Below are 18,203 nucleotides of genomic sequence, written 5' to 3'. Positions count from 1 at the left end.
GGCGTGCCCTTTCATGTATGGAACCAAAAACCCGCCCATTTGGGCGGGTTGATACTCAGACTTCCTTACTGAGCCGGATTCTTCTTGACATTGATGTAATCGCCGGCCACTGAAGTGACGATGCCTGTCGTCATATCTTCGACCAGCCAGACGACCTGATAGGTTCCTTCATCAGCAAAGTTGATGGATACGTTGGCCGAAGTGTTCGTGGATGCCGTGAAGGAAATGGACTGCTGAACGCCGTTGAGATAGAGCACGCCTGCGACGCGGCTATCGTTTGTGATTTTGGATATGTTCCACGACCCAGCCGTGTAATTGAGTTTCCCAGGCGTAGTGTCAGGGTTGCCCGGTGTTGTCACGGTCGTGAGATCGTACTTGATCCGTTCTGTTTTAGTCTTTACGCGGTCGATCGTTACCGGAATGCACTGAATATTACGGTTCTTATCTGTGTCGATAGTCGTAATCCGCAAATCGTAACGCTGATTGGTATCATTGTCTGGAACATAGGCAGAGCCATCAATGTCAAGACTTGGCAAGAAAACATCACCGAGCTTCGTATTGATTCCGTAGTTGAGAAGGAGTACGTCAACTGCTTTACCGACAGGCACGCTCTCCTGGCACTGTGTCGTGCCGTTCAGCGCCAGTGGTTTACTGGCGTCGAACGGTCCAACAATTCTCGCCTCAACAACGGCTACGCCAGTGTCATCACTCACGTTGATCAGCGTCCCGGAGGAACTGTCGATACGACCAACGGTACGGTTGTTGGTGATCGCGGGAAAGCGGATGGTCGCGGCAGGCGGAAGCACGCTCGTGGTGTTCGACGTGAATCGGCTCGTCGTCTCAAGGGGCCGGCTCTCACCGTTCGCGGTGATCGTGACGTCAGTTCTGGCACGGATTGTGTATGTATCAGCTGGCAGTCCGGCCATATCGAACTCTAGATTGCACGTGAGGGTCGCGTTATCGCCACTGCATTCAGGCGAGGTAAACGTCTTGAAGTCGTTGGAGGTGGAGGTAGAGACTTTCGTCAATGCCACCTTGCCGCGGGAATCAAGAATATCGACGGTAATCGTCTTGGCATACGTGTAATCTGTGCCGCGGGTGGTGAGCGTGAGCTTTACTGGAACGAGAGGCGTTGTGATGGCCGCACCGTCAGAGGGCGATGCCACCGAGAACGAGGGGCTATTAAGATTGCTGATCGTGACGGCAGACTCGTAGAGTTTGGTGGTGCTCAGGTTGCTCTTAGTGTATGCGATTGCTTCGAGCTTTCTGAGGTCCCCATTGGCCAGTTTGGTGGTATCGACGCTAAAGGTGCCGTTCTGCTGAGTAGTCACGTAGGAGGAGTTGTCTACCACGCCGTTAGCATCTGTAATCTGAAGGACCAACCGGTCGACGGTGCTCCGCACGTCAAAGTTGCCGTTGACCGTAACGGTCATATTTCCGGAGTGGGGGTTAGATCCCACCACAGAGATGATTGGGTTGGGTGCACTCTCGACCGGAGACGTCGAGTTGCTGTAAGTAAAGACCCGGGTCAAGAGTGTGGAGGTGTTCCCCGCTGCGTCCACTGATTTGTAGGTGAGGGTATACTTGCCGTTTATGGTCGGTGTATAGGACGCAGTGTAGGTGGCGCCTGCCTGCGTACCGAGCGTGGTCGGGGAGGCGTCATTCGGCCCCTGAACGAATACCTCGATAGCCTTCACACCTGACAGGTTGTCTGTAGAGGTCGCTACGACGTTCACTGGAACGGTCGTGAAAGTCTGATTCTCGGCCGGTCCAGTCACAGTGAGGATCGGCGCGGTCGTGTCATAGGTGATGGTGGTTTTCTGGGTTCCAACGTTGTTGACAGCGTCGCTGGCACTGGCGATCACATCGTATGTACCGTCTTCGGCAGGAGTCCACGGGGAGGTCACCGCCTGGCCCGCGACGGTGTACGTCACAGGACCCTTGGGACCGGACGCCGAATCAGTCGAGGAGGCGTTCAGGGTCAGCGGTTTGTTCGTGACACTGCCAATTGCAGGAGCATTCCAGGTGACGGTGGGTGCGGTCTTGTCGACGTAAACGCTGAGTTTTGCTGAGTCGGTCAGCGTCCCGGCACTGTCCTGCCAGCGCAGACCGACTTCGTGCAGACCCTCGTTCAGGGTCGAGAAATCGAAATTGAAGCTCGCCGTCCCGGGCGTCGCCGTCGGGGTTCCGCTGGTTTGTCCATCTATAAGCAACTGCGCAGCCGTGATGGTGGCAGTGCTGGACGCCGTCCCGGTGATCGATCCGAGCGCACGGACATAGGTGGGATTCGTTCCGGACGTGTTGCTTCCCACGATGGAGGGTGCGCCAGGGGTGATGTTGCTGCTGGTCGTGATCGTGAAGGTGCGTGTTGCGGTGCTGGTATTGCCAGCTTTGTCGAAGGCGGTAACGGTCAAGCTATGCGATCCATTGCCGAAGGCGACTGACAGGCTGCCCTGCGCAGCAGGGATCGTCCCAAGCAGAAGCGAACCTTCCTTGACCTCTAGGTGATCAATACCGCTGAGAGTATCACTGCCGCTCACCTGGATCGTCACCGGGTTCTGGGTCAGCGCAGCCCCTTCCGAAGGGGACAGGATGTTCGCGCTGGGCGCCGTGCCGTCAGCGAGCACCGAAACTGAACTGATGGTGCGATTCCCAGCAGCGTCGGTTGCGGTGGCGGTCAGGACATGCTGTCCGTCGCTCAGGTTCTGCGCTCCTGCGCTCACAGGCACACCGTCCACGCTGTAAGCGACGGTGCCCTCGGATGTGGTGGCGTTGAGGACCACATTGGGCTTGACCACTTGTCCGTCCCGTGGATTCTGCCAGTTCACGACGGGCACGGTGTTGTCGACGGCGAGGGTCGTGCTGGATTCGCTGCTGCTGCCGGCGTTGTCGTAGGCCACGGCGCGCAGGGTGTGCGTGCCGTCCGTGAGTTTGGTGGTGTCGAGGCTGAAGGTGTACGTGCCGCTCACGCCGCTGGCCTTGGTGTCGATCAGGGTGCCGCCGTCGTACAGGTCGACCTTGGCGACGCCGCTGTCCGCATCGCTGGCCTTGGCAGTCACGGTGATGGTGGCGCGCTGCGGCGTGGCGGGGACGGGCGTGAGAGCGACGGTGGGGGGTGTGGTGTCGCTGCTGGTGAGGCTGACCTTGATGCCGCCGAGGGTGGTGGTGCTGCTGCGGCCGGTCTTGTCGGTGGCGGTGGCGCGCAGGGTGTACGTGCCGTTCATGGGGGCCCAGACGACGTCGCCGCTGGTGGCGGTGACCACACCGACGGACGTGAAGGTCGTGCCGTCCTTGCTCGCTTCGACGAGGATACGGTCAATGCCGCTGACGGCGTCGGTGCCGGTCACGCTGACGGTGATGGGGTTCTGCGTGAAGGTCTGGCCCTGCTGCGGTTTGGTGATCTGGACGGTGGGGTCGCTCGCGTCGACGGTGACGGTCTTGCTGATGGTGTAGTTCTTGCCGTTGTCGACGAGGTTCGCGGTGATGGTCTGTTTGCTGCCGTCGGCGCAGGTGTTGCCGAGCGTCCAGCTGGCCCCGGCGACGACGCCGCAGGTGGCGGTATACGTCACCTGGGCGCTGAGGTCCTGGGCGGCCTTGAAGGCACTGGCGCGCAGGTTGACGACACCGTTGCCGCTGACGTAGTCGCCGGTCGGCGCGAGCCAGCTGAGGACAGGTTCGGCGGTGGTGCCCGTACCGCCGCCGGTCGCGGCCGTGAACTGCACGGTGAAGGTGCGGGAGGCGCTGGTGTTGAGGGCGGAGTCGACCGTGAGGACACGGACGGTGCTGACGCTGGTGGACGACCCGAGGACTGCGGCGAGATCGACGGCGGTTCCGGTGGGGACCCTGGCGGCGAGCGTGGAGTTCACGTACACGAGGGTGGTGGTGCCGGAGGCGCTGGTGTCGCCGCCGCCGCGCGTGTCGGTGGCGGTGGTGCTGAGCGTGACGGCGTCCCCGACCGTGAAGGTGAGGGCCTGCCCTTCGGTGACGGCTTTGCTGTTCACGGTCACGCCGGTCAGTGTGGGCGCTTCGGCGTCGACTTTGAAGGAGCCGGTCGCGGTGCCGGTGCCGCCAGCGTTGTCGGTGGCGGTGATGGTGATGGTGTGCGTGCCGCTCGCGAGGTTGGGGAGCGTGAAGTCCAGGCTGCCTTTCACGTCGGTGCCGGTGTAGTCGCCGCTGCGTTCGGTGGTGCGGCCCGCGTCGATCACCCAGTGGATCTTGGTGATGGTGCCGTCGATGTCGGAGGCACTGATCTTGAGGGCTTCGCTGGCGTTGAAGTAGGGGACGGTGCTGAGGGCCGTGCCGTCAGCGAGCTTCAGGCTGACTTCGGGCGTCTGGTTCGCGCCGGCGGGCGTGGTGCCGGTCTGGCTGCCGCACGCGGCGAGCAGGCCGGTCAGGGCCCACAGGATCGGGGTACTGCGGAGGGATTTCATGATGTGTGGTTAAGCTCCTCGTGAATGGGCGCTGGCGCAGATGGGATGGACGTGGCGGCAGTCTAACGACCGGTTTCTTACGTTTTTACACCACTCTCATTTCCTGGCTACGAGTTTATTCCGTAACGCTGGCGACGCTTGTCACACTTGCGCCGAGGGTCGCTCCGGCCACCGTGATGGACTGCGCACGGCCTGCCGTGTCCACGCCCGTGAACGTCACCTTGAGTTTCAGGGTGGGGCAGCCGACGGATGAGCAGTCGGAGGCGACCTGGGACGCGATCTCGTCCGTGACGAGTTTCACGTCGGTGGAGCTGAGGATCGTAGCGACGTTCGCGGGCACCTTGCTGTTGGGGTCGCAGCTTTCGATGGCGGTCCCGGCCGTGCTGCAGGTGAAACCGGGCTTCACGACGGCGCTCACGCTGCGCTGATAGCGGCCCAGGTCGTTGTCGTACCGCGTTCCGGCATTGTCGAGCACCTCGACCGTGGCGGTCTGCAGGTTCAGGCCGACGCTCTGCGGCTGGGCGTTGAAGGTGACGGTGGGATTGGTGAGGGTGTACGTGCTGCGGTACCCCTTGAAGGCGCCGGAGGTCTTGTCGTACACCTTGACGACGGCGACCGCCACGTCCGCACCGGCGACGTTCGCGTCGATGGCGAAGCCCTGTCCGATGTTCACGCCGTTCTGAGTGCAGGCGCCGAGTCCGAGGGCGAGTACGCCAGCCATGATTGCCAGGTTCTTCATGTCATTCCTCCAGGGGGTGCGTGAGGTCGGTGGTGCTGGGGGTGGGTTCGGTAGGGCGGAGGCTGGGGTTGAGGGTGTAGAAGGCGAGGCGTTTCATGCCGGCGAGAAAGTCGACGTTTTCGACGCTGACCTGTTGCCATTCCTCGGTGGGGTCGGTGGTGCCGGGGTGCGTGCGCGGCTGGATGATGGTGGGGGCGAAGTTGAGGATGCCGCGGATGCCGGCGGCGACGAGGGTCTGTGCGGCGTTCTGGGCGTGTTCGGGGGGGACGGCGAGGAAGCCGAGGTCGACGGGGGTGGTGTGCGTGAAGGTGCGGAGGTCGTCGGCGTGCTGGACGGTGAGGCCTCGGATGTTCTGGCCGACGAGGTCGGGGTTGATGTCGAAGAGGCCGACGTAGCCGAACTGGTAGTCGCTCGCGCCGGGGTAGTTGGCGATGGCCTGTCCGAGACGTCCGACGCCCATGATGACGACGTTCCAGGTGCGGTTGAGCCCGAGGACGCGCATCAGTTCGCGTTTGAGGAGGGGGACGGTGTAGCCCATGCCGCGCGTGCCGAACCGTCCGAAGTACGCGAGGTCCTTGCGGACCTGGAAGGCTGTCACCTGGGCGCGTTCGGCGAGGTCGTTGCTGCTGGTGCGGGACACGTCCTGCTGTTCGAGCGTTTCGAGGATGCGGAGGTAGGTGACGAGCCTGGAGATGGCAGCGGTGGGGATATCCTGGCTGCTCACGCTCAGCGCACCCGGAACGAGTCGATGCCGCCGGCCTTGAGTTTGGCTTCGGCGTTTTCGAGGGCCTGTCCCTGGAAGGGGCCGACGACGACGGTGACGAGTTTGCCGGTGGGGGCGTTGACGGAGGGTTCGAGGCCGAGGTCGCGGACGCGGCTGACGGCGGTCTGGGCGGCGGTGGTGGAGTTGTAAGCGCCGACCTGCAGGTAGACGGGGCCGCTGGGGGTGGCCTGCGCGGCGCTGCCTGCAGTGCTGCTGGCAGACGTGCCGGTGCTGCCCGCGCCCGTGTTCCCTGTGCTGGTGTTTCCGGTAGCGGTGCTCCCGGTTCCCGTGCTGCTGGAGGTGTCGCTGGCGGGCGCGTTGCGGGGCGGGTACAGCAGGGCGCCGGGCAGGGCGCGCTGGATGTCGGCGAGCGCCTGGGCGGCTTCCTCGCGGGTGGCGAAGGGGCCGACCTGCGCGACCACGCCGCTGGCGACGTCGATGGGGTACACGGTGTACCCGAGTTTGCCGACGCCTGCCGTCGCGGCCTGCACGGCGGCAGTGCTGGCGTAGCTGCCGAGGCTGATGCGGTAGTCGTTGCGGGTGGGCGTGCGTGCCTCGCTGGCCGGGACCGCGCCGCCCGTGCGGGGCGTGACGGTCGCCGCGTCCGCAGGGGCCGTGTCGGTGGGGGTGGCGGCTGGGGTGCTGGCGTCGGTGGCCGGGGTGGTCGTGCCGGCGGCGGGGGCCGCGTTGGGGTCGGTGACGGGCGCGGCGGGAATGGTGGGGATGCCGTTCGCGTCGGTGGTTCCGGCCTGCGTGCCGCTCCCGGTGGCGGGGGTGGGCACGGGGGCCGACTCGTTTGTGCCGGTCTGCGGGGTCGCGGGCACCGTGGTGGCCGTGTCCGGAGTGGCGGTCTGACTGGGCGATGTCTGGGCTGGGGTGGTCTGTTCCGGGGTGGTCTGGGCAGGCGTACCTGCCTGCGGGGTGGTCTGGGCGGGCGTGCCGGTCGTGCCTCGCCCGCCCTGCCCGAGAAGCAGGGCCGCGAAACCGACGACCAGCAGAAGGACGAGCAGGCCGATCAGCAGATCGGGCCAGCGACGTTTGACGACGTTCACAACGAAACCTCCTGGCCGCTGACGGTGGAGGTGGACCTGCGTCCACTCACTTCAGGGCACTCCTGGCGCGGGCGTTGCCCAGGCTGGCGGCCGTCCGGAAGGACGCCAGCGCTTCGGCCTTGCGGCCCTGCGCCTGACGGGACAGGCCCAGCTGATACCACGCCTCGCCGTTCGTGGGGTCCGAGACCACCAGGGGCCGCAGGGTCGCTTCGGCGTCCGCGTAGCGGCCCGACGCGATGAGGGCCGAGCCGAGGCTGAGCTGCGTCTGCGCGCTCGGCTGCAGCTTCAGGCTGTCCTGCAGGGCCAGCACGGCCCCGCCGTAGTCTTTGAGGGCGTAGCTGGACAGTCCGAGCCACAGGGACGTCTCGGCGCTGGGGGCCTTGAGGGCACTGGACGCGAGCGCGCTGCGGGCCGAGGCGTAGTCGGCCTGCCGGTACGACGCGACGCCCTGCACGAACTGCGCGCGGGCGAGGGCGGCGTTGTCGCCGGGCAGCAGCGAGGCGCGGCGGGCGTCCTGCGCGGCCTGCGCGTTCTGTCCGAGCGCAAGTTCCACGACGGCCTGACTGGCGAGGTACAGGGCGTTTTTGGGGTCGAGGGCCACGGCGGCCTTCCAGGCGGTGAGGGCGCCGGGGCGGTCGTTGCGGGCGTAGCGCAGTTCGCCGAGGCGCGCCTGGGCGGCCGCGTTGCGGCTGTCGGCGTTCACGGCGTCCTGCGCGGCGAACACGGCGTCACGCGTCCGGCCGGACGTGGCGAGCAGGTCCGCCTTGCGCAGCAGCAGGCGCGCGCGGGCCGTGCCGTCCGGGGCGGGCGGCACGGCGGCGTCGAGTTCGCGGATGGCGCGGTCCGTGAGTTTCTGCGCGGCGTAGATGTCGGCCGTGAGGAGCGCGGCGTCGGTATTGCCGGGCGCTTTCTGACGCAGGGCGTACAGCACGGGCAGCGCGAGCGTGCCCTGCCCGGCGAGCGTGAGGGCCTGCGCCTGCCGGTACTGCAGGTCGAGGTCGGTCGGCTCGGCGCGGACCATCTCGGACAGGGTCGTGACGAGGGCGGCGTAGTCGGCCTTGCGGGCCTGCTCTCCGGCGAGCGCTTCCAGCACCTGCCGCAGGACGGGCGTGCTGACCTTGCCGCGCGCGAGTTCGGCGGCCTTCGTGAACTGCGTGAGCGCCTCGGCGTTGTCGTTCAGGCGGCTGGCGACCACGCCGAGGTTGTACGGTCCTTCGAATCCGGCCGGGTTGAGGGCCGCGAGCTGCGTGAACTCGAAGCGTGCGCCCTGCAGGTCCGAGAGGGCGAACAGCGAGAGCCCCAGACCGAAGTGCGCCTGGGGATTCTGGTAGTCCTGCGAGACGAGCGCCTCGTATTGCGCCTGCGCGTCGCGGTAACTGCCTGCCTTGAGGCTGGCCTGGGCCTTGTCGAGCGCGGCGAGGTACGCGGGCGTGGGGGCGCTGACGGGGAGGGTCAGGAGGCTGGCGGGGCTGGACGCGTCTGTGGCGGCGGGCTGGGCGGGCGAGATGACGGCAGGGGCCGGGATGTTCGGCGCCTTGAGGTTCGGCGTGCTCACCTGGTTGAGCGTGTTGCTGATCTGGGTCACCCCGACCTGCTCGACCATCGTCTGGGCGTGGGCCGAAGTGCACGCCGCGAGAGCGAGTGCGGAACTCAGCAGCAAAATGGGGAGTTTATGAGACACCGGCTCCTCCTGAAGGAAAATCTGCGGTTATCGTAGCATGCGCCTCTTTCTCAATACTTACGAAAGATCGCGCCGGGCCGTTCCGCACCCGCCTCCCCCACTCCGGCGCCCGGGTGTGCGGCGCATGTGCGCCCGCCCCTCAGGCGGACGGCTGGGCCTGCACTGCGCCCGGATTCTTCAGGGCCAGCTGACCGCACGCCGCGCCCGCGTCACGCCCGCGCGAGCGGCGCACGCTGACCTCCACGCCGCGCCGTTCGAGCGCGTCGTAGAACGCCTGCAGTTCCGCCTCGGTGCTCTCCTCGAAGCCGCTCCCGTCCCAGGGGTTCATGGGGATCAGGTTCACGTGCGACACCAGGCCGCGCAGCAGGTCCGCCAGCAGTTCCGCCTGCCAGACGCTGTCGTTCACGCCGCGCAGCATCGCGTACTCGAAGGTCACGCGCCGGCCCGTCACCTCCTGGTACTCGCGGGCGGACGCCATGATCTCGTCGATGGAGTTGGCGTTGCCGGTCGGAATGATCCGCTGGCGCGTCTCCTCGTCCGGCGCGTGCAGGCTGATCGCCAGCTTGATGCCCAGGTCCTCTTCGAGCGCCAGTCGGCGGATGCCTTTGGCCAGTCCCACCGTGCTGAGCGTCACGCGGCGCTTGCTCATGCCGAGCGCCAGCGGGTGCAGCAGGATGCGCGCCGCCTGAATGGTCGCGTCGTAGTTCAGGAGGGGCTCCCCCATCCCCATGAACACCAGGTTGCGCAGGTCGCGCGGGGACAGCCCCTCGCCGCGCGCGACCGCCAGGATCTGCCCGACCACCTCGCCCGCCGTCAGGTTGCGCCCGAAGCCCAGCGCGCCCGTCGCGCAGAACGCGCACTTGGCGGGGCACCCGACCATGGTGGACACGCAGATCGTCTTGCGGTCCAGGTACGGCATGTACACCGCTTCCATCTGCCGGTGGTCCGGCAGGGTGAACAGGTACTTGACGCTGCCGTCCGAACTGCGGAACGTCTCGGTCTTCCGGAAGGGGTCGAGGGTGTACTCCTGCGCGAGTTCCTCCCGCAGCCCGGCCGGCAGGTTGCTCATGGCGGCGTAGTCGCCCGCGCCATGCACGAACACCCACTCCAGCAACTGCCTGCGGCGGTAACCGCTCAGGGGGTAGGCGTCCGGGTGGAGGTCGAGGAGAAGCTGCATCCGGCCAGTGTAGCAAGCCGGGCCGGGATGAAGGGTGGCGGGGGAACGCTTGCGGACCGGCCGCGCCGGGAGCGGAGTGCGGATGGTGGCCGTCAGTCGCGGCTGATGACGTACACGTCCACGTTGCGGGTCTCGCGCAGCAGGAAGGCGATGATGTCGCCGCGCAGGAAGGTCTCCAGGCGGCTGCGGCTGGATTCGCCGACCACGATCTGCGTGACGTGCTCCTGCCGGGCGTACGTGACGAGGGCACGCGCGACGCTGGACGTGCCGCCGAGCATGGTGAAGGTCCCGCCGAGGGCGTGGGTGAGGGTGCGGTACGTGTCGAGGTAGCGGGCGGCGGGACCGGTGAGGTGCGCGGGGCGGACGCTGACGACGAGCAGGTCGCCGCCCATGCGTTCGGCGATGCGTGCGCCGCGCCGGATGAGGCGGGCAGAGGTGTCCTCGGCGGCGACGGCGACCATGACGCGCTCCTTGACGCCGGGCAGGCCGGTGGGCGCTTCCTCCTCGACGACGTTCGCCATCTGGCGCATGGCGAGTTCGCGCAGCGCGGTGAGGTTCTCGGTGGTGAAGAAGTGACTGAGGGACTGGTCGATCTTGTCGGGGCTGTAGATCTTGCCGGTCAGGAGGCGGGCGCGGAGGTCGGTGGGCGTCACGTCCACCAGGACGAGTTCGTCGGCGTCCTGCAGGACGCTGTCGGGGAGGCGCTCGCGCACGCGGACGCCGGTGAGGCGCGTGACGGTGTCGTGCAGGCTCTCGAGGTGCTGGACGTTGACGGTGGACAGCACGTGGATGCCCGCGTCCAGGAGCACCTGAACGTCCTGCCAGCGTTTCTCGCGTCCGGCGAGGGCGGAGTCGCTGCCGGGCACGTTGGTGTGCGCGAGTTCGTCGATGAGGACGAGGGCGGGGCGGCGCGTGAGGAGGCCCTGTACGTCGAGTTCGCCGAGGGTGACGGTGCCGCGCGTGACCTGCTGGCGGGGCCAGACGGGGAGGCCCTCGGCGGCCTGGATGGTCCCGGCGCGGCCGTGCGTTTCGAGCAGCCCGATGAGAGCGTCCTCCCCGGCCTGCAGGTGGTCGCGCAGGTCGTTCAGTGCCCGGGTGGTCTTGCCGACCCCGGCCGCCATGCCCACGTAGACCTTGTGGTGTCCGCGCTGGCGTGCGGGGGGGTCGTGGCGGGGCAGGCGGAGGCGTTCCGGGACGGGCGGGCCGGTGGGGGACGTGGTGCCGGGAGGAGCGGGGTCGTCCGGCACGGGGTTCAGCTGCCGGTGCCGGGCTTTAGGGCGTCGAGGGCGAGGTTGAGGCGCAGGACGTTGACGCGCGGCTCGCCGATCACGCCGCCCTCGGTCGCGTCACGGACGGCGGTCTGGACCTGCGTTTCGCTCAGGCCGCGCGCGCGGGCCACGCGGCGCACCTGCAGGGCCGCGCCTTCCGGCGAGATGTGCGGGTCGAGGCCGCTGCCGGACGCGGTGACGAGGTCGGCGGGAATCTGGTCGGGCGTGACGCCCTCGCGCCGGGCGATGCTGGCGCTGTCGGCCTGCACGCGTTCACGCAGGGCGGGGTTGCTGCCCGCGAGGTTGCTGCCGCTCGCGGCGGTCGGGTCGTAGCCGGTCCCGGCGGCGCTGATGCGCCCGATGAAGTACCGGTCGCCGCTGAACGGCTGCCCGATCAGTTCGCTGCCGATCACCGTGCCACCGCGCGTGATGAGGCTGCCGTTCGCCTGGGCCGGAAAGAGCATGCCGCTCAGGAGGGTGGTGACGACCGGGTAGAGCAGGCCGCCGAGCGCGAAGGTGAGGACGGTGAAGACGATCCAGGTGGCGGGCGTGCCGCCGAACGAGTCGAGGTCCGGGGCGGGCGTGGGGGCGAGTGGGGTCTGGGTGGGGTCTTGGAGGGTCATGGGGTGCTCCGGGGTGCGCGTGGCGTACGGGTGAGGGCAAGGTGCGGGCCAGGCGAAATGCAGGTCAGGCGAGGTGCAGGACACCGAGCAGCAGGTCGATGAGCTTGATGCCCGCGAAGGGCAGCAGCACGCCGCCGAGACCGTACACGAGCAGGTTGCGGGCCAGCAGGCGGTCGGCGCTGCCGGGAGTGTACTTCACGCCGCGCAGCGCGAGCGGAATGAGGGCCGGGATGATGAGCGCGTTGAAGATCACGGCCGACAGGATGGCGCTGCGGCTGCTGGTGAGGTGCATGACGTTCAGCACGCCGAGCGCCGGGAACGCCGCGACGAACAGGGCGGGCAGGATCGCGAAGTACTTGGCGACGTCGTTGGCGATGCTGAAGGTGGTGAGCGCGCCGCGCGTGATGAGGAGCTGCTTGCCGATCTCGACGACTTCCAGCAGCTTGGTGGGGTCGCTGTCGAGGTCCACCATGTTGCCCGCTTCCTTGGCGGCCTGCGTGCCGCTGTTCATGGCGAGGCCCACGTCGGCCTGCGCGAGGGCGGGCGCGTCGTTGGTGCCGTCGCCCATCATGGCGACGAGTTTCCCGGCGGCCTGCTCGTCGCGGATCATGCGGAGCTTGTCTTCGGGGGTCGCTTCGGCGAGGAAGCCGTCCACGCCCGCCTCGGCGGCGATGGCGGCGGCCGTGAGAGGGTTGTCGCCGGTGATCATGACGGTGCGCAGGCCCATGCGGCGCAGCTGCTCGAAACGCTCGCGGATGCCGGGCTTGATGATGTCCGACAGGGCCACGACGCCCAGCACGCGGTCGTCCTGAATGACGGACAGGGGCGTGGCGCCGGAGCGGGCGACCTCGTCCACGCGGGCCTGCAGTTCGGCGGGCACGGTGCCGCCGCGTTCGCTGCTGAGTGCGGCGATGCGGCTCGCGGCGCCCTTGCGGATGCTGACGGTGCGCCCCTCCGACTGGAAGTCGAGGCCGCTCATGCGGGTCTGCGCGCTGAACTCCACGAATTCCGCGTCCTGCGGCGCGGTGACGTTCACGCCCTGTGCGCGGGCGAGCGTCACGATGCTGCGCCCTTCGGGGGTGGGGTCGGCCAGACTGGAGAGCATGGCGGCGCGGGCCAGGTCCACCTCCGGCACGCCGGGCAGCGGCAGGAAGCGTGTCGCCTGCCGGTCGCCGATGGTGATGGTGCCGGTCTTGTCGAGCAGCAGGATGTCCACGTCGCCCGCCACCTCGACGGCCTTGCCGCTCTTGGCGATCACGTTGGCCTGCAGGGCGCGGTCCATGCCCGCGATGCCGATGGCGGGCAGCAGGCCGCCGATGGTGGTGGGGATGAGGCACACCAGCAGCGCCACGAGCGTGGTGATGGAGACCTTCGCGCCCACGAAGCCGCTCAGGGCGGGGAGCGTGGCGACGACGAACACGAACACCAGCGTCAGGGCGCTCAGCAGGATGGACAGCGCGATCTCGTTGGGGGTCTTCTGACGGCTGGCGCCCTCGACCAGGGCGATCATGCGGTCGAGGAAGCTCTCGCCCGGCTGGGACGTGATCTCGACCACGATGCGGTCCGAGAGGACCTTGGTGCCGCCCGTCACGCCGCTGTGGTCGGTGCCGGCCTCGCGGATGACGGGCGCGCTCTCGCCGGTGATGGCGCTCTCGTCGACGGTGGCGATGCCTTCCACGATCTCGCCGTCGCCGGGAATGAAGTCTCCGGCCTCCACCACCACGCGGTCCCCGCGTTTCAGGGCGCTGCTGCTGACCGAGGAGCCGTCCAGCAGGCGGGCGAGGGTGCCTTCGCGGGCGGCGCGCAGGGACGCGGCCTGTGCCTTGCCGCGCGCCTCGGCGAGCCCCTCGGCGAAGTTCGCGAAGAGGTTCGTGAGCAGCAGCAGCGCCCCGATCCCGAGTTCGTACCCGGAACTGCGGCCGGTGGCGGCGTTCGCGGCGGCAATGTACAGGGTGAGGAACGCGCCGAGTTCCACCACGAACATCACGGGGTTGCGGGCCACGCTGCGCGGGTCGAGTTTGGTGAAGGACGCGAGCAGGGCGGGGCGCACGAATTCCGGCGCGAAGATGTTCTTCGGGCGGTTCCTGCTGCCGGGCGTGACGGGGACCTGCTGGGCTTCCTGCGGCTGAACGGTCATTTCGTGGCTCCGGAGGTGATGGCGGGCACGGCGGTCCCGGTGAGGTGTTCGCTGACGCCGCCCAGCACCAGGGCCGGCGCGAAGTTCAGGAGTTGCAGGAGCAGCATCACGGTCAGCAGGGTGCCCGCGAAGATGGGCGTGTCGACGCGCAGGGTGCCGCTCGTTTCGGGCGAGGTGCGTTTCACGCTCAGCAGGCCCGCGATGGCGAGCGGCCCGATGATCGGCAGGAAGCGCGCGACGATCAGTTCGCAGGCGCCGGACACGTTGTACCAGACGCTGTTGCCGGTCCCGAGGCCCGCGAAGGCGGAGCCGTTGTTGGCGTACATGCTGTTGAAGGCGTACAGCACCTCGGAGAGGCCGTGGAAGCCGGGGTTGAGGTTAGCGGTGAGGCTCGGGACGCTCAGGCTGACGGCGGTGAGGCCCAGCACCAGCAGCGGCTGCAGCAGGATCACGAGCGACGCGATCTTCATCTCGCGCACCTCGATCTTGCGGCCGAACAGTTCCGGCGTGCGGCCCACCATCAGGCCCGCGATGAAGACGGTCAGGACCACGAACAGGAACATGTTGATGAAGCCCACGCCCAGCCCGCCGTAGATGTCGTTCAGGAACATGTTGACCTGCGGGATCACGCCGCCCAGCGCGGTGAAGGAGTCGTGCATGCCGTTCACGCTGCCGTTGGAGGTGCTGGTGGTGAGGCTGGCCCACAGGGCGGTCGCGTCCGCGCCGAAGCGGACCTCCTTGCCCTCCAGGTTCGGGCCGGTCAGGGCGAGGCCCTTCAGGGCGGGGTTCGGGGCGCGTTCCGCGAGGATCACGGCGAAGGTCAGGGCGGCGCACAGGACCGTCATGACGCTCAGGATCATCACGCCGAAGCGTGGGCGGCGCAGGAAGCTGCCGAGCGCGAACACCAGTGTCACGGGCAGCAGGATCAGGGACGCGCACTCCAGCAGGTTGCTGAGCGGCGTGGGGTTCTCGAGCGGCACGGCACTGTTCGGGCCGTACCAGCCGCCGCCGTTCGTGCCGAGCTGCTTGATGGCGACCATCGCGGCAACCGGCCCGACCGGAATGGTCTGCGTGGTGACCCTCTGCGCCTTGCCGGACACCGTCACCGTCTGCGGCTGCAGCAGGGTGGCGGTCTTCGCGCCGGAGAAGGTGCTGGGCACGCCCTGCCACGTCAGCAGGAGGGCCAGCACGACGCTCACCGGGATCAGGAGGCGCGTGGTGAGGCGCGTGATGTCCACGAAGTAGTTCCCGAGGTTGCCGGGCTGGCCGTGGTGGCCGCCCATCAGGCCGCGCAGCAGCGCGAACATGGCGGCCATGCCCGCGGCGGGCGTCATGATCTGCAGGGCCGTGATGCCGACCATCTGCGACAGGTACGACAGCTGCGACTGCCCGGAGTAGTTCTGCCAGTTGGTGTTCGTGATGAAGCTCGCGGCGGTGTTGAGCGCCACGTACCACGGGAGGTTGCCGACGTGGTCGGGGTTGAGCGGCAGCGCGCCCTGGAAGACGTAGATCAGGAACGCGACGAGGCCCACGAGCAGGTTCGAGAACAGCAGGGCGCGCGCGTACCCGCGCCAGTCCATGCCCTGCGCCTCACCGCCCGGCACGAAACGGACGCCCATCAGGCGGTAGAAGGCCCGCTCGACCGGCGCGAGGAAATCCAGGAGGGTGCGTTCGCCGCGCATGAAGCGCGCCGTGTACAGCCCGAGCGGCCACGCGAGCACGAACACCACGAGGAAGGTCAGGAAGGTGTTCACAGGCGCTCCAGGCCCCGCACGAACAGGGCGCACAGCAGGAACAGCCCGAGCAGGATGGCCAGACCGGAGATGACGGCCATCAGAACTTCTCGGGCCGCAGGAGGGCGTACAGCAGGTACAGGCTCACGGCCACGACCAGCAGGAGGAGGAAGGTATTCATACCGGTTCATCCTGGGCGCACGGCGCGCACTTCCCCACCCGTCAGGTGGCGCGCAGGGCTGGCCCTCTGACCATCCGGCCCTGGCCGACTGACCAGGGCGCGCGCACGCGGGGGACGCTCCGGGTGTACAACGGAGGCTGTGTTCGTTCCGCGTTCCGTTCCCGCTCCGTCCAGGCCCTCGTGGCGTCCGCCCGAGTCGCAGGTGGGCGGGCTGAGTCTCGCGCTGCTGCTGGCCGTGTTCCTGCTGGACGCCCTCACCCCGAACCGGCTGGTGTTCGGCATCCTGTTCGCCGCGCCCATCGCGCTGTCCGGCCTGACCGGGTCGCCCGCCACGACGCGCCTGTTCATCCTGCTGGCCGTGGCGGGCAACGTGCTGGCGGGCGTCGTGAACGGCCTGGAGGGCGGGTGGAGCAGTTTCGATCTCGCGAACCGGGTGCTGTCCGTCCTGTCGGCGCTGCTGGTCGGGTTCCTGACTGTACGGTTCCGGGAGGCGAGCACCCGCGCGGCCCTGCTGGCCGCCGAGGAGTTCCGCGCGGGCCACGAGCGCGCCCTGCGGGAACTGACGCAGGCCGTGAGCGGCCCCTACGACCAGGCGGCGTTCCTGGAGCGGGCGGCCGCCGCGCTGCTCGCATACGCGGGCGCGGACAGCGTGGTGCTGGGCGCCGTCAGCAAGGCCGTGCTGCGCGCCCCGTACAGCGCCGCCGAACGTGACGGAAGCGTGCCGGGAAGACTGGCGCGGCCCGGGCAGCGCCTGCCGACACCGTTCCTGGCGCGGCCCGCCGGGAGCGGACTGGTGTGGGCGGTGCAGGGCGGCGACACGCTCCTGGCGCGCCTCCCGCGACCCGGCGACGACGACATCCTGATGCTGATGCAGGCCCCGGCCGTGAATGTCGAGGAGGTGGAGCAGGCCGTGTCGGTCCTGCGGCCCCTGCTGGAGCGCACGCGGCTGCTGGAGGAACTGCAGGAGAACCAGTCGCGGCTGGAGCGGCACAACAGCGTCATCCGGGAACTGGTGTACGCCTTCAGTCACGACCTGCGTACGCCCCTCATGGCGAACGCCATGAGCATGAAGAACGCCATCAAGGGCGCGTACGGCCCGCTGCCGCAGGAGTACCTCGATACGCTGCACAACGGCCTGGACGCCAACGCCGCGCTGCTGGAACTGGCGGAGAAGCTGCTGCTCGTCGCGAAGTATGAGGCGGGCGAGCCGAGTCCCGACCCGACCGTCATCGACCTGCGCGAACTGACGCTCGGGACGGTCGCGCAGATGGAGCCGCTCGCGCGGGAGCGGGGCGTGACGCTCGAACCGCAGCTGTCCGGGTCGCTGCGGGTGCTGGGGCAACGCGGGGAGCTGCGGCGCGCCATTCAGAACGTGCTGGAGAACGCCCTGAAGTTCAGCCCGCCGGGCGGCACGGTGCGGCTCGCGCTGGCCGCACTGGACGGCACGGCCGAACTGCAGGTGTCGGACGAAGGGCCGGGCCTGAGCGCCGGTACGGAACGGCAGCTGTACCAGCGGTTCCGGGGGCGCGGTCCCGTCCCGGATCTGGCCGGGGCGGCGCCGCCCGCCGATCTGCACGGGTCCGGGCCGGGCCGCTCGGGGCTGGGCCGCTCCGGGCTGGGCGGGACGGGCCTGGGCCTGTACCTGACGCAGCAGGTGATGGCCGCGCACGGCGGCGAGGTCCGCTACAGCCGCACGCAGAGTGCCCGCACCGTGTTCAGCCTGACGCTGCCGCTGCTGGAGAGCGCGTGACCGCCGCGCCCGAACGTCCCGCGCCCATCCGGGTCGCGCTGATCGAGGATCATGCCTTCACGCGCGACGGGCTGCGCGTCGCCATCAACTTCGAGCCGGACCTGACGGTGGTGGGCGAGGCGCGCAGCGGCGAGGAGGGCCTGGAGCTGCTGGAGCGCGTGCAGGCGGACGTGGTGGTGCTCGACATCGGACTGCCCGGCATCGACGGGATCGAGACGGCGGCCCGCATCAAGCGCGCCCCCGGCACCCCGCCGCGCATCGTGATGCTCACGGCGCACAACCTGCAGGCGGAAGTGCTGGCCGCCATGAGCAGCGGCGCGAACGCGTACTGCCTCAAGAGCGCCGACCCGGACCTGCTGCTCGCCGCGATCCGCGCGGCCGCCGTGGGCAGCGCGTACCTTGACCCGCAGATCGCGCACCACGTGCTCGGCGTGATCCGCACACCGGAGCCCGCGTCGTCGCCGCTCACGGGGCGCGAAACGGAGGTGCTGCGCCTCATCGCGGACGGGCAGGGCAACAAGGAGATCGCGCGGACCCTGAGCATCAGCATCAGCACCGTGAAATTCCACGTGCAGGACATCCTGGAGAAGCTGAGCGCCTCGGACCGCACGCAGGCGGCCGTGAAGGCCCTCCGGCAGGGCCTGCTGTAACCGCCCGCTTCATGAAGGC

Annotated in this window: 13 protein-coding genes; 2 read left to right on the top strand and 11 right to left on the bottom strand. The window is 68.3% G+C overall.

Annotated features, from left to right (window positions below):
- Positions 1-65 precede the first annotated feature (65 nt).
- From IEY33_RS00320 to kdpF, 11 genes are all read right to left on the bottom strand, one after another.
- Positions 66-4,430, bottom strand: coding sequence for a beta strand repeat-containing protein (locus tag IEY33_RS00320; protein ID WP_188960249.1), 4,365 nt, complete (start codon positions 4,428-4,430; stop codon positions 66-68).
- Positions 4,431-4,545: 115 nt separating this feature from the next.
- On the bottom strand, positions 4,546-5,169 hold the full coding sequence (locus tag IEY33_RS00315; protein WP_188960248.1) for a hypothetical protein: 624 nt from the start codon (positions 5,167-5,169) through the stop codon (positions 4,546-4,548).
- 1 nt (position 5,170) lies between these two features.
- Positions 5,171-5,893 carry a redox-sensing transcriptional repressor Rex gene (locus IEY33_RS00310; protein ID WP_188960247.1) on the bottom strand — a complete coding sequence of 241 codons (723 nt, stop codon included), beginning with the start codon at positions 5,891-5,893 and terminating at the stop codon, positions 5,171-5,173.
- Positions 5,894-5,895: 2 nt separating this feature from the next.
- On the bottom strand, positions 5,896-6,984 hold the full coding sequence (locus IEY33_RS00305) for an SPOR domain-containing protein (protein ID WP_188960246.1): 1,089 nt from the start codon (positions 6,982-6,984) through the stop codon (positions 5,896-5,898).
- A 46-nt stretch (positions 6,985-7,030) separates the two neighbouring features.
- On the bottom strand, positions 7,031-8,644 hold the full coding sequence (locus IEY33_RS19415; protein WP_268238792.1) for a tetratricopeptide repeat protein: 1,614 nt from the start codon (positions 8,642-8,644) through the stop codon (positions 7,031-7,033).
- Between the two features lie 160 nt (positions 8,645-8,804).
- Positions 8,805-9,842, bottom strand: a complete 1,038-nt coding sequence (rlmN, locus tag IEY33_RS00295; protein WP_188960245.1) for a dual-specificity RNA methyltransferase RlmN — start codon at positions 9,840-9,842, stop codon at positions 8,805-8,807.
- Between the two features lie 92 nt (positions 9,843-9,934).
- Entirely contained in the window at positions 9,935-11,089 is a 1,155-nt protein-coding gene (locus IEY33_RS00290) for a universal stress protein (RefSeq protein WP_188960244.1), read from the bottom strand.
- A 5-nt stretch (positions 11,090-11,094) separates the two neighbouring features.
- The gene (gene kdpC / locus IEY33_RS00285) at positions 11,095-11,733 is read right to left on the bottom strand and encodes a potassium-transporting ATPase subunit KdpC (RefSeq protein WP_188960243.1); all 639 of its coding nucleotides are present in this window, start codon (positions 11,731-11,733) and stop codon (positions 11,095-11,097) included.
- 64 nt (positions 11,734-11,797) lie between these two features.
- Complete coding sequence (gene kdpB, locus IEY33_RS00280; protein WP_188960242.1) at positions 11,798-13,870, bottom strand: potassium-transporting ATPase subunit KdpB; 2,073 nt, start codon at positions 13,868-13,870, stop codon at positions 11,798-11,800.
- Complete coding sequence (kdpA, locus tag IEY33_RS00275) at positions 13,867-15,624, bottom strand: potassium-transporting ATPase subunit KdpA (protein ID WP_188960241.1); 1,758 nt, start codon at positions 15,622-15,624, stop codon at positions 13,867-13,869. The genes kdpB and kdpA overlap by 4 nt, the downstream gene beginning before the upstream one ends.
- Before the next feature lie 79 nt (positions 15,625-15,703).
- Positions 15,704-15,784 (bottom strand): K(+)-transporting ATPase subunit F, encoded by an 81-nt coding sequence (gene kdpF / locus IEY33_RS19540; RefSeq protein WP_188960898.1) that lies wholly within the window; start codon positions 15,782-15,784, stop codon positions 15,704-15,706.
- 139 nt (positions 15,785-15,923) lie between these two features.
- Between kdpF and IEY33_RS00265 the strand changes: the two genes are divergently transcribed.
- Both IEY33_RS00265 and IEY33_RS00260 read left to right on the top strand, forming a co-directional pair.
- Entirely contained in the window at positions 15,924-17,534 is a 1,611-nt protein-coding gene (locus tag IEY33_RS00265) for a sensor histidine kinase (protein WP_229670639.1), read from the top strand.
- On the top strand, positions 17,531-18,184 hold the full coding sequence (locus tag IEY33_RS00260) for a response regulator (RefSeq protein ID WP_188960240.1): 654 nt from the start codon (positions 17,531-17,533) through the stop codon (positions 18,182-18,184). The genes IEY33_RS00265 and IEY33_RS00260 overlap by 4 nt, the downstream gene beginning before the upstream one ends.
- Positions 18,185-18,203: the final 19 nt, after the last annotated feature.

This window comes from Deinococcus aquiradiocola, from assembly GCF_014646915.1.
GTDB lineage: Bacteria > Deinococcota > Deinococci > Deinococcales > Deinococcaceae > Deinococcus > Deinococcus aquiradiocola.
The sequence above is the reverse complement of the archived record's forward strand: the minus strand, read 5'-3'. Positions and strand labels throughout refer to the sequence as shown.